The organism is Aeromonas sp. S15(2024) (assembly GCF_041402265.1).
Lineage (GTDB): Bacteria > Pseudomonadota > Gammaproteobacteria > Enterobacterales > Aeromonadaceae > Aeromonas > Aeromonas dhakensis.
The window spans coordinates 54,719-66,892 of sequence record NZ_JBGLQY010000003.1 but is presented as its reverse complement, the minus strand read 5'-3'; the positions used below and the strand labels follow the sequence as shown (position 1 = coordinate 66,892).

Sequence of the window (12,174 nt, the reverse complement as noted above, 5' to 3'; positions counted from 1 at the left end):
CATTTATTTCCACATATTCTGCCAACCCAGTACAAAATCCGCTTTTTCAGGCTTGTTTCCACCATTTTGATCCGTTAACTTGGCAACCAACTTTTACAACCACAGGTTTTTCGTAACGATGGGTTCACTCCGATATTGCTAGCCTCCGGTCTCGACCCCGGAGGCGCCTTGCCAACACCTCATATGCCTGCTGTGCACCGCGCAGTTTCTCGATTCGGATGGACACCATGAACACCAAAACCCTGGGATGTACCCTGTTGATTGCCGGCACCACCATAGGCGCCGGCATGCTGGCCCTGCCGCTGGCCTCTTCGTCGCTCGGCGGCCCCGCCACCCTGCTGCTGATGATCGGCCTCTGGGCCCTGATGGCCTTTACCGCCATGCTGCAGGTGGAAGCCAGCCTCAACACCGGCAAGTGGTACCTGCACCAGCTGGCGGATCACCTGCTCGGCCCCTGGGGCAAGCGCATCGCCTCCTTCTGCATCCTGATGCTGTTCTACTCGCTGGCCTCCGCCTACATCAGCGGCGGCAGCAGCCTGCTGGCCCAGGCGCTGGCCGATGCCGGCCTCCCCCTCAGTCAGGAGCAGGCGGCCTGGGCCTTTACCCTGCTGTTTGGCGGCATGGTCTGTGTCGGCACCAAGCAGGTGGATTACCTCAACCGGCTGATGTTCACCGTCAAGCTGGTGATCATGGTGGCGGTACTGGCACTGCTGTTGCCGCGCACCGAAGGGCAACACCTACTCGCCCTGCCGCTGGGCCAGGGGCTGTTGCTGGCGGGTCTGCCGGTCATCTTCACCTCGTTCGGCTTTCACGGCTCCATCCCGAGCGTGATGCTCTACCTGGGGGACTGCCCCAAGCAGCTGCGCCGGGTCTTCGTGTGGGGATCCGCCCTGCCGCTCATTCTCTACGTGCTGTGGCAGGTCGCCATCCTGGGTCTGCTGGGTCAACAGGCCCTGCTCCAGAGCGGTGGCGCGCTGGACACCCTGCTGGCCAACGTCGGCAAGCTGGTGAGCTGGCCCGCTTTCAACCAGGCCATGCACCTGTTTGCCGATCTGGCGCTGGCCACCTCCTTCCTCGGGGTTACCCTGGGTCTGTTTGACTTCATGGCCAAGGTGACCCGTCGCAAGGACAACTGGCAGGGTCGCACCCAGACCGGCCTCATCACCTTCGTGCCGCCCCTGCTGTTTGCCCTCTACTTCCCGCAGGGCTTCATCATGGCGCTCGGCTACGCCGCCATTGCGCTGGCGATACTGGCGGTACTGCTGCCGGTGGCACTGGTGTGGCAGAGCCGCAAGCAGGCCGAGACGCACCACTACCGCGCCCCGGGTGGCGTGCTGGCCCTGGGCCTGGCCGGTGCCATGGGGGTGCTGATCGTTGGGGTGCAGGTGAGCGTCAGCATGGGGCTGCTGCCGGCGCTCTAAGCCAGAGCCGGTATTGAATCCCCCAATGACAAGGCCCCGCCAACGGATGTTGACGGGGCCTTGTCATTTCCGCTGCGGCCATCGCAGTGGCACCTTCTCCCCGCAACAGTCAGGGCACTTCCCAAGCTTGGGCTGAACCACCGCCAATACAGAAAAGCCCTGCCAGAGTGGCAGGGCTTTTTGCACTCTTCAGCGGGACAAGTTGCGGGCCACAAGCCCGACTTGTCCGCTGAGTTGGTTTAACGAGCCGAGACAGTGATGCTGGCCAGATCGATCAGGTTGACCGGCCCGCACCGCCCGCCGGCATCATTGTAGGTATCGTTCGCCTTCAGATAGCTCATGTTATAGAAGTCGCTCACCAGGATGTCGTACTGCCCTGCCGGCACGTTCACGATGACAGGGGTCGAGTCTCGCAGCGGTTTGATCTCCCCCTCCTTCATCACATGGGGCATCTGCACAGTGCCGCCTGCGACCACCTGGCCCTTGCTGAGCACGGATATCCGCTTCACCCCGTTGGTCACCCCCAGATTGATGGCGTGCTGGGCATTGCTGTACTGCAGGCGAATGGCGCGCTGACCATCCAGTGTGACATTGCGCACCAGGACGGTATCCTCCGGGCGGCCCCAATCTTTCAGATAGGGCATGGAGATGGCCGCATCGGCCGCCGTGAGGGTGCCGGTATGCGACACCACGACGGCATCGACCGCGATGCGCTGGGTCTCTGGCTGGTAGCACACCGGCTTGGCATGATGGGAGCGGTTACCGGACTCGGGATAGATGGCCTCCGCGCTGTAGCAATAAGCCATGCCAGGTTGCAGCCGCAGGTCGTCGACCCACTCTCCCGCCGTCTCGAGTCCCTTGGCGACCAGCTTGCCATCGCGATACAGGTTGTAGCTGAGCGCCCCTTTATTGACGCTGTCCTGCCATGTGACGACCAGCTTGCCAGCTTGCTCGGTCACTCCCAGCAGGGTGGGCTCGGTCGGTGCAAATACCTTGCGGTTTTCCACGTCCAGCGGTGCCACGTCCTCGATCAGGCGGATCCCCTGTTCATCGGCAATGCCGGCCCCCAACTGGACCTCGATCTGGTTGCTGGCAGCCAGCATATCCTCGCTGATCAACTCCCCCACGGGGGCACCGTTGAGCATGATGCCGCGCACCGGGTAGTAACTGCCCTCCTCCCCGACATCCGGGAGCAGCAGCTTGATCTCGATCTGCTTGCCACGGTAATTCAGCCCCTTGAGCACGGCCTCGGGTCTGGCACCCATCAGCCTGTGCAGGTGACTGGTGACAAAGGGCGAGACACGGATCCCCTGCTCTTCCACGTTGTAGCCAAACAGGGTGTTGGTCACCATGCCGATATAGCCACCAACGGACCAGAGCTGACGCTGGGAGTTGATGACAGGCCCCGTCAAGTCGGGTTGAGCCAGATCCATCAGAGAGGGTTGGCCCGAGAGCCACTCCAGATTCTCCATGTTGGAGAGGTTGAGCGCGGCCCCACGCATCATGGAGTCTACATGGCGATCGGCCACGGCCACGTTCTGCACCCTGGCCGCCGCCTTCAGTCCGTAGGCGGAGACAAAGGGCCAGATGGCACGGTTATGGTAGACCGGCATATCGGGCTGCTGCGGGAAATAGACAGGGGCACCATAAGGCCCAATGGGATAGCGGCTGACGATCTCCCTGGCCTGCGCCTCATCGGCAATGCCCGCCAGAATGGCAAGGGACTCCCCCAGCAGATCGAACTTGTAGGCCGGGCTCGGATCCGTAGCGGTATTGATCAGGCTGGCATACATCTTCTCATCTGCCAGCCAGAAGGCCCGATTGATGGCCTGCTTGAGCGCGGCGGCCCATTGGCTGTAGCGAGTCACCAGCTCATCCTGGCCCAGCTCGGCGGCCAGGTGCGCTGCCAGCATCAGACCCTGGTAGTGGAGGACATTGGTGGAGAGGGACTTGCTCATGCCGATGTGGGCGATATCGGTCTTGATCCACTTGGCATAGGTCTGGTCACGCCAGTCGAGGAAGGATTGCTCCCCGCCATAGAGGCCATCGCCATTATCGAAGGCCGCCAGGCGATCGCTCTCAATGGTATTGCGCAGCCCCTCAAACGCCTCGGGCAGGAAGGCGCTGCGCTCCTCGGCCGGCAATGCCGCCAACACCTGCTCGGCCGCCAGCGCCCACCCCATGCGATCGGTGCTGATGGGCCAGCTGCCCCCCGTGCCCGTATCCTGAATGATCTGGCGCCCCTGCGGGATCAGGCCGTCGAGACCCTGCTTCAGCTCGGTTCTGAAATCGGAGAGCTTGAACTGCAGGGAGTTACGCGCCCGCTGCGGATCCAGCACCCCCAGCCCCAGATCGGTGGCGTAAGAGAGATCCCGCGTCCAGACATAATGCCACTTGGCCCCCGTTTCGAAGCAGTCGCAGGGGATCGCCTGACCGCCGCCGTAACTGCCATCCTTGACCTGGGACACGCTGTTTTGCCGCATCTCGTGTGTCGCCAGCGTAAACAAGGCGTCAAACACCATGTTGCCCGAACGCAGCCGGGGCAGATCGGCCTGCTCCTGATAGGTGGTGAAGCTATCCCCCGGATCCCGCAGCTCCTGGGTCGTCGACTGGGCATAGCTGCGATAGTCGGCCCCGGCCTGCTTGACCGAGAAGGTGGCAACCTCCTTGACCCCGGGTATATGGGTCTGGTACTCCCGCCTCTCGATAAGTTCATGCCCCTCATGGGGATTGATCAAGCGCAGATCCTCGTCCGTCGCGGCACTGATCAGCAACTCAGGGGCCTTTTCATCCCCACTGGCATCAAGGACAAACTTGTAATATCCCGCCTGTGATACCGACAGGGATGCCAGCTGGCAACTGCTGTCACAGCGCTGCATCCTGGCGGGATCGTTCAATGACAGGGTGCCGCTGGTACCAAAGCCGAGCCCGTCCTGGGCAGAGGCCATCTTAATCTTGTGCTCCCCGGGAGCCAGCCTGGCCACCACCACATAGCGTTTGTCGCCCTGGTAGATCATCTGCAAGAGCGGTTCGAGATTGCCGTTTATGCCCTTCAGATAGAGGTTTTCAGCGTAATTGGGGTCATCACGCACCATGGTAAATTCGACGACGGGGGCCGCCAGATCGGCATTGGTCACCTTGACCTGAATATCGAGCAGCCCCTTTTCGGTCACCACCAGGCGATTGTTCTGTCCGTTATTCTGGTAGTACATGGGATAGCGCTGTTCGGGGAAGATGCTGGTCTCGTTGCGGCTATCGGCAGAAAAGTCAGGATATTTCGTCCATTCTGGGCCCGCGACCTTGAACGGTGACATGCCTGAATTTATCTTCAGGTTGTCCAGTCGATATATTCCATCTTTGAAGAGCAGTTTGAACTTCTCCTCACGATCCCAACCGCTGAACTCCCCGACCAGATAGAGATCAAAATCCCAGGGGGCTTTCGCCTCAATAGTATTATCACTTTCAGATGAACTATTATCGTTACAACCGGACAAGAGCATTCCGCCGCACAACAATGACACGGATAAAGCCAATGGATGGATTTTCATATATTCCCTTCGTTACTTTATTTATTATTTCGTTATTCTAATGACAGCCATAAACTGTATTTTCTAGCCTACACCAGCAGGCCTTGAAAAACACATAGACGACCATAATGACGGGATAGCCATCATCTATAACCAGGCTGCATTGCGTGATCCTATTCACAAAATAAACTCGGTTACCGGTCAACTCGAATAGAAAACAACGTGAGGAGACACACACAAAAACTGTTGCGGCGACACGGAGGCGATTGACAGTCACCCATGCTTGCACTAGCGTGGCGCTCCGCCTGATCCTGAACGTACGTTATTTCCCGTGGATAAACACCTCAGACAATTCATTGAAGTCGCGACCCACAAAAGCGTGAGTCTCGCCGCCAGGCACATGGGGCTGAGCCAGCCAACGCTGACCCACAACATGAAGAAACTGGAAGAGAGTCTGGGTACGCCCCTGCTCATCAGACAGGCTGGCGGTGTGGCGCTGACGGCAGCCGGCGAGTTGTTGCTGACCCAGGCCCGCATGATGCAACGGATCTACGATGACACCCTCAGACGACTCGCCATCCTGCGCGAGCGAGCAGCCCAGCCCCTGAGAGTGGGAACCGGCCACGCCTGGTGGCAGCATGTGCTGCAACCTGTCACCCTGCATTACCGCGCAGCCAACCCGTCTTGCGCCATCAATATCGAAGTTGGTAATCATCTGCGACTGCTGGACTTGCTCCTGGGCAATCATATCGACCTGTTCTTGGGGCATGAAATCCATGGTCTGGATAAACATTACAGCCTGATCTTCATCCCGCTCTTTACCGCCAGCGATGCCGTATTTGTCAGAGCTGGACATCCCCTCTCAGGGAAAATTTGCAGCAAGCAGGATCTGGTTTATTACCCCAGCCTGTTGATTACCACGGATGAACCTAAATATCTTCATCTGGTCGAGGATATGGCAATCAAAAAGCAAGAGCATGAAGAGATGCAGCTCAATGATAAAATCATTTACAGCTCCAATTCATTGATGGCCGCCATCGATCTTGTGAATACCAGCAATGCGGTCATGCCGTATCCAGGCAGCATGGAAGAATACTTCTCAAAATTTGGTGTCGTCCCACTCGAGATGGCTGAGGAATATAACAGAGGCACGGTTGGCATCTATATTTCCCGTGAAAAAATGGATGAACCGAATATTCAAACGCTATGTCAACAGATCCAGACGCAGGTCGGCAAGCGTCGCCATTTGCTTGCAGCCTGAGCCACCTCTTTTCATCCTGCTGCAAACCGCAGGCACAAAAAACCCCGCCAACTTGGCGGGGTTTTCTATTCAACCGTTGAGCGGGGGAGAGAAGCTCCCGAACCGCTTACTGGTTATGAGTAGAACGGCGCGGACGACGAGCCTGGGCCGGTTTACCGGCACCATCAGCCGGACGCTGACCGCCCTGGGGCTTGGGCTTGCCGCCGTTGCCAGTGCGATTGCCACCACCGTTACCACCGGCGCCATTGCCGGAGCGACCGGCACCTTGACGCTGGCCTTGACCTTGCGGACGCGGCGCACGGCGCTGCTCGCTCGGATCGCGCGGCTCTTTGCGCAGCGGCGCACCGATGCCACGGGCGATGTTGTCCAGCGTCTCGCGGGAGGCTTCGAAGCCGGCCACCTGCTCGCAGGGGATGCTCTGCTTGGTCAGCCGCTCGATGGCCTTGATGAGCTTGCCCTCGTCCGCCGCCACCAGGGAGATGGCGTGACCGGCGGCGCCGGCACGACCGGTACGGCCGATACGGTGCACGTAATCTTCCGCCACGTTTGGCAGCTCGAAGTTGACCACCTGGGGCAGCTTGTCGATGTCGAGGCCGCGGGCGGCGATGTCGGTCGCCACCATGACGCGCACGCTGCCATCCTTGAAGCCGGACAGGGCGCGGGTACGGGCCCCCTGGCTCTTGTTGCCGTGGATGGCGGCGGCGCTGATGCCGTCTTTCTCAAGCTTCTCGGCAACCCGGTTGGCGATGTGCTTGGTACGGGTAAACACCAGCACCTGCTGCCAGTTGTTGCTGGAGATGAGGTGGCTCAGCAGGGCAATCTTGTTGGCCTTGTCGCACGGGTGCACCAGCTGCTCGATGCGCTCGGCGGTGCTGTTGCGCGGGGTCACTTCGATCACCGCCGGGTTGTCCAGGAGGCCAGTAGCCAGCTCGCGAATTTCGTCGGCGAAAGTGGCGGAGAAGAGCAGGTTCTGACGTTTCTTCGGCAACAGAGCCAGGATGCGGCGGATGTCGCGGATAAAGCCCATGTCGAGCATGCGGTCCGCTTCGTCCAGTACCAGGATCTCGACTTCGTCAAACTTGACGGCGTTCTGGTTGTAAAGGTCCATCAGACGGCCCGGGCAGGCCACCAGCACGTCCAGACCACGGCGGGTCGCCATCATCTGCGGGTTTATGCTCACGCCGCCAAATACCACGTGGCTGCGGATCGGCAGGTGCTTGCCGTAGTTGCGCACGCTCTCGCCCACCTGGGCGGCCAGCTCGCGGGTCGGGGTCAGCACCAGGGCACGGATGCGGTTCGGGGAGACCTTGCGCTTGCTCTCGGTCAAGCGTTGCAGCATCGGCAGGGTAAAACCTGCGGTCTTGCCGGTCCCGGTCTGGGCGGCGGCCATCAGATCACGGCCAGCCAGTACCGCCGGGATCGCTTGTTGCTGAATGGGAGACGGGGTGTCGTAGCCTTGCTCGGCAACGGCACGCAACAAGGGTTCGGCCAGACCGAGGGAAGTAAAACTCATAGTTACCTGCTAGGGATAGGGGCGCCGACAATCCGGGATGGGGCTCCTCTGCTGAGCCGATGCCATCTCACCAGACTCGGGCCTGTTGAGAACACAACGATTTCCCCGGGGAGCAGAGCAAAGGGGAAAGAATAGGGGCGCAGTCTAACGGAGTTATTGAGGAGAAACGAGAAAAATGTGATGTTCCTCCCAGCATGTTTGCCAAAAGCCGGTCACCGTCCCGCCGAGAAAAGCCGTTCAAGAACTCATTCGAATCAGGCTATGCTTGATGCCAGGCCATGGCGACGCCGCCGCGGCGATCCTGCAACAAGGAGGTTCAGGTTCATGCGCGTTCATTTTCTACCTGCCGGCCGGTGCTGGCTGCTTCTGCTGATGCTTGCCCTCACTCTGCCGCTGCAAGCCAACCCCAGATTGTCCGTCGCCTGGGGTCACTGGCCACCGTTCAGCTACATCAATGCCCAGGGGACGCTGGATGGGCTGGACGTGAGCCTGACCCGCCAGATCCTGGCCCAGGCGGGGCTCACGCCCCGCTTTCGCAATCTGCCCTGGGCCCGGGCCCTTCATCTAATAGAGCAGCAGCAACTCGATCTCGCCATGGGGGCGCTCGATACGCCGGAACGGCGCGCCTTCGCCCGTTTCTCAGCCCCCTATCGGCGCAGCACCTTTGTGCTGCTGAGCAGCGATCCCATCCCCGGTCAGCGTGAACCCTGGCAGGATGTGCAGAGCCTGCAGGGGCTCTGCCAGCAAAGCCAGCTGCGCCTTGGCAAGCTGCGCGGCACCCGGCCGACCCAGCTGATGGCATCCTGCCCGGCCCTGAAACAGGCGAGTGAATACAACAGCGACGATCGGCTGATCGATCTGCTGCTGGCCCGCCGCCTCGACGGCATCATCGTCGAGTGGCAATACGCTCGTTACCGGCTGCAACAGCTGGGGGCCGACGGTTTTATCCACTGCCAGCTGCTGCTCCACCACCAGCCGGTCAGCCTGATGTTTGCCAACAGCGCCATCGATGACGACACCCTAGCCCGGGTCGATGCGGCGATCGCCAACCTGCCGCCGGCAAGCGGCAACCCCACCCCGCCCACCTGCCGGCTCGACAACCCGGCGGCCGACACGCCCCCCGGCCCACTCGCCAAGAGGGGTGAATGGCCATCAAAAAGGCGACCCTGAGGTCGCCTTTTCATTGTGCCTGTGTGTGACTGCGCCACCCGATCAGCCGAGTGGTGAACAGCCGATCAGCGCAGCTGCGGAGTGTGCGTCAGCACGCCCTGGTTCTGGGCACGGTGGCGCAGCAGGTGATCCATCAACACCAGGGCCAGCATCGCCTCGGCGATGGGCACGGCGCGAATGCCGACGCAAGGATCGTGGCGACCCTTGGTGATCATCTCGATGGCCTCGCCTTCGGTATTGATCGTTTTGCCCGGCACCGTGATGCTGGAGGTGGGTTTGAGCGCCATGCTCACCACGATATCCTGACCCGATGAGATGCCGCCCAGAATGCCGCCCGCATGGTTGCTGGCAAAGCCGGCCGGGGTCATCTCGTCACGATGCTCGGAGCCTTTTTGCTCCACCACCGCGAACCCGTCACCGATCTCCACCCCTTTCACCGCATTGATGCCCATCATGGCGTGAGCAATGTCGGCGTCGAGACGATCGAACACCGGCTCACCCAGGCCCACCGGCACATTGCTGGCGATGACCTGCACCTTGGCACCGATACTGTTGCCCTCTTTCTTCAGGTCGCGCATGTATTGGTCGAGCGCTTCCAGCTTGCCCGCATCAGGGAAGAAGAAGGGATTCTGCTCGATCTGCGCGGCGTCGAAGGCTTCTGCCTTGATGGGGCCGAGCTGGGAGAGAAAGCCGGTGATCTCGATGCCGTGCACCTGTTTCAGGTACTTCTTGGCAATGGCCCCCGCCGCCACCCGCATGGCGGTTTCACGGGCGGAGGAGCGACCGCCGCCACGATAGTCGCGCTGGCCGTACTTCTGGTGATAGGTGTAATCGGCGTGGCCCGGACGGAACAAGTCCTTGATGTCGGAGTAGTCCTTGGAGCGCTGATCGGTGTTCTCGATCAAGAGCCCGATGGAGGTGCCTGTGGTCTTGCCCTCGAACACCCCGGAGAGGATCTTCACCTCGTCCGGCTCGCGACGCGGCGTGGTGTAGCGGGAGGTGCCGGGCTTGCGCCGGTCCAGATCCCCCTGCAGATCCGCTTCGCTGATCTCAAGCCCCGGCGGGCAGCCGTCGACCACGGCGCCCAGCGCCAGGCCGTGGCTCTCGCCGAAGGTGGTAACCCGAAAGAGTTGGCCGAAACTGTTCCCTGCCATGCTTGCTCCTGCTTAGCTCTTGTAAATCGCGAAATGGTCCTGGTACTGCACCAGCTCGGCACGGGTCATCACGAACACGCCGTGACCGCCGTTCTCGAACTCCACCCAGGTGAAGGGCACGTCAGGGAACTGGGCTTCCAGATGGATCATGCTGTTGCCCACCTCGACCACCAGCACGCCATCGTCTTTCAGGAAATCAGCGGCATTGGCCAGCAGACGCTTGGTGAGCTTGAGGCCGTCGGAGCCGGAGGCCAGCGCCAGCTCGGGTTCGTGGCGAAACTCGTCCGGCAGATCCGACATGTCTTCGGAATCCACGTAGGGCGGGTTGGAGACGATGAGATCGTACTTGTCGCCGACCGGCAGATCACGGAACAGATCGGAGCGGATCGGAATGACCTGCTGCTCCAAGCCGTGATCGTTGATGTTGCGCTCGGCCACGTTGAGGGCATCGACGCTGATGTCGATGGCATCCACTTCCGCTTCCGGGAACTCGTGGGCCATGATGATGGCGATGCAGCCGGAGCCGGTGCAGAGATCCATGATCCGGGTCGGTTCGTCTTTCAGGAAGGGGGCGAAGCGGTTGGCCACCATCTCGGCGATGGGGGAGCGGGGAATGAGCACCCGCTCGTCCACGTAGAACTCCCAACCGGCATACCAGGCCTTGTTGGTCAGGTAGGGGGCGGGAATGCGCTCCTGCACGCGGCGGATGATGAGCTCGGCGATGCGGTGCCGTTCGCTGGTGGTCAGGCGGGAGTGGCGCATGGCCGGATCCACGTCCGGCGGCAGATGTAGCGCGGGCAGTACCAGCTGCACGGCTTCATCCCAGGCGTTGTCGGTACCATGTCCGTAGAAGATCCCGGCGTCGTTGAAACGACTCATGGCCCAGCGCAACATGTCCTGGATGGTGTGCATCTCGGCAACCACCTCATCGATAAATATCTTGTCCAAATCCACCTCCAAGTCGAGTAATATCCGGCCCGAGAATTCTATACAGCGAGCAAGACGAGTACCTGATGAAAAAAACGCCCTCACCGACAGACGAGGAAACCCTGCTGTTCCGCGATGCGATAAAAGGTACCCGGAAAATCAAGCAAGATACCATAAGGGCCGAGTTACGCCCGGTCAAGCAGAAACGCGAAATGCGTGAGAGCCGCGAATCCCTTGGGGTTGACCACTATTTCAGCGATGAATACCAGCCCCATCTGGAAGAGGATGGACCGACCCGTTACGTGCGCGAAGATGTGTCGAAATTCGAGCTCAAAAAGCTCAAGCGCGGCAGCTATCCGCCGGAGATCTACCTCGACCTGCACGGCATGAACCAGCAGCAGGCCAAACAGGAGCTGGCGGCCCTGCTGACTCTCTGCCGACGCGAGAACATTCACGTCGCCTCCGTGATGCACGGCATCGGCAAACACATCCTCAAGCAGCGCATCCCGAGCTGGCTGGCCCAACACCCCAATGTACAGGCGTTCCATCAGGCCCCCCGCGAGTGGGGCGGTGACAGCGCCATCCTGGTGCTGCTGGATATCGAAGAGTAACGCCTTCGCGCCACCCGCCGGCAACGCCAGCGGTATGAGCCCCGTAATCAAGGCGCAATAAAAAACCACCGACGTCTGGCGGTGGTTTTTTATTGCTACTGGCACCTCTCCCCTAGCCTGCCGCCTCCACGTAGCGCTTGAAGTTGTCGAGGATCCCCTGCCAGCCCGTCTGCTGCTGGGCCGGGGTGTGGCTCGACTCGGCATCGAAGGTCTCCTGCACCCGTGTGCCGCCCGCCTCGCTCGCAAACTGCACATCCACCTCGCGCCCGTCATCCATCAAGAACGAGAGCCGGGTCGGCGCCTCCACCCGGGTAAAGGTGCCGGTGAAATCAAACCCGGCGCTGCCGTCTTTGGCGGCCATGTGATGGCAAAAACGCCCACCCACCACCAGATCGACCCGGCTGCTGGTAGTGTGCCAGTCGCTGGAGGGCGCATTCCACCTGGCGATGCAGTCCGGATCGTTCCAGGCCCACCAGACCGCCTCTATCTCCTGCTCGATATGTGCCTCGATGCTGATCTTCATCTCCCCCTCCCTGCTTCGTTGCGCTGACCAGACCGCTGCGCCGGATCCGGTGCCGTTTGTAGATGCC

Annotated in this window: 9 protein-coding genes; 4 read left to right on the top strand and 5 right to left on the bottom strand. The window is 60.8% G+C overall.

Going from position 1 to position 12,174, the window contains the following annotated elements; translation table 11 throughout:
- The first annotated feature begins 227 nt into the window (after window positions 1-227).
- Entirely contained in the window at window positions 228-1,421 is a 1,194-nt protein-coding gene (locus ACB033_RS07675) for an aromatic amino acid transport family protein (protein ID WP_139723998.1), read from the top strand.
- 239 nt (window positions 1,422-1,660) lie between these two features.
- Here ACB033_RS07675 and ACB033_RS07670 read toward each other — a convergent pair whose 3' ends face one another.
- Window positions 1,661-4,762, bottom strand: a complete 3,102-nt coding sequence (locus ACB033_RS07670) for an amylo-alpha-1,6-glucosidase (protein WP_371140506.1) — start codon at window positions 4,760-4,762, stop codon at window positions 1,661-1,663.
- Between the two features lie 517 nt (window positions 4,763-5,279).
- Here ACB033_RS07670 and ACB033_RS07665 point away from each other — a divergent pair.
- Window positions 5,280-6,209 (top strand): LysR family transcriptional regulator, encoded by a 930-nt coding sequence (locus ACB033_RS07665; protein WP_139724000.1) that lies wholly within the window; start codon window positions 5,280-5,282, stop codon window positions 6,207-6,209.
- Window positions 6,210-6,315: 106 nt separating this feature from the next.
- Here ACB033_RS07665 and ACB033_RS07660 read toward each other — a convergent pair whose 3' ends face one another.
- Window positions 6,316-7,722 (bottom strand): DEAD/DEAH box helicase, encoded by a 1,407-nt coding sequence (locus ACB033_RS07660; protein WP_005300600.1) that lies wholly within the window; start codon window positions 7,720-7,722, stop codon window positions 6,316-6,318.
- Between the two features lie 324 nt (window positions 7,723-8,046).
- Between ACB033_RS07660 and ACB033_RS07655 the strand changes: the two genes are divergently transcribed.
- Window positions 8,047-8,892, top strand: a complete 846-nt coding sequence (locus ACB033_RS07655) for an ABC transporter substrate-binding protein (RefSeq protein ID WP_139724002.1) — start codon at window positions 8,047-8,049, stop codon at window positions 8,890-8,892.
- Between the two features lie 65 nt (window positions 8,893-8,957).
- Here ACB033_RS07655 and aroC read toward each other — a convergent pair whose 3' ends face one another.
- Both aroC and prmB read right to left on the bottom strand, forming a co-directional pair.
- Window positions 8,958-10,046, bottom strand: a complete 1,089-nt coding sequence (gene aroC / locus ACB033_RS07650) for a chorismate synthase (RefSeq protein ID WP_010634057.1) — start codon at window positions 10,044-10,046, stop codon at window positions 8,958-8,960.
- A 12-nt stretch (window positions 10,047-10,058) separates the two neighbouring features.
- Complete coding sequence (prmB, locus tag ACB033_RS07645; protein WP_005300587.1) at window positions 10,059-10,994, bottom strand: 50S ribosomal protein L3 N(5)-glutamine methyltransferase; 936 nt, start codon at window positions 10,992-10,994, stop codon at window positions 10,059-10,061.
- Between the two features lie 65 nt (window positions 10,995-11,059).
- Here prmB and smrB point away from each other — a divergent pair, with 65 nt between their 5' ends.
- A complete protein-coding gene (smrB, locus tag ACB033_RS07640) occupies window positions 11,060-11,584 on the top strand; it encodes an endonuclease SmrB (RefSeq protein WP_017764564.1) in 525 nt (174 codons plus the stop codon).
- 112 nt (window positions 11,585-11,696) lie between these two features.
- Here the strand turns inward: smrB and ACB033_RS07635 are convergent, their stop codons facing one another.
- Window positions 11,697-12,107 (bottom strand): SRPBCC family protein, encoded by a 411-nt coding sequence (locus ACB033_RS07635; RefSeq protein WP_124250347.1) that lies wholly within the window; start codon window positions 12,105-12,107, stop codon window positions 11,697-11,699.
- Between the last annotated feature and the right edge of the window lie 67 nt (window positions 12,108-12,174).

Bases quoted from the DNA above. Each gene is read 5' to 3' on its own strand.
- ACB033_RS07675 (WP_139723998.1), top strand. From the start codon at position 228: ATGAACACCAAAACCCTGGGATGTACCCTGTTGATTGCCGGCACCACC.
- ACB033_RS07660 (WP_005300600.1), bottom strand. From the start codon at position 7,722: ATGAGTTTTACTTCCCTCGGTCTGGCCGAACCCTTGTTGCGTGCCGTT.
- ACB033_RS07655 (WP_139724002.1), top strand. From the start codon at position 8,047: ATGCGCGTTCATTTTCTACCTGCCGGCCGGTGCTGGCTGCTTCTGCTG.
- aroC (WP_010634057.1), bottom strand. From the start codon at position 10,046: ATGGCAGGGAACAGTTTCGGCCAACTCTTTCGGGTTACCACCTTCGGC.
- smrB (WP_017764564.1), top strand. From the start codon at position 11,060: ATGAAAAAAACGCCCTCACCGACAGACGAGGAAACCCTGCTGTTCCGC.
- ACB033_RS07635 (WP_124250347.1), bottom strand. From the start codon at position 12,107: ATGAAGATCAGCATCGAGGCACATATCGAGCAGGAGATAGAGGCGGTC.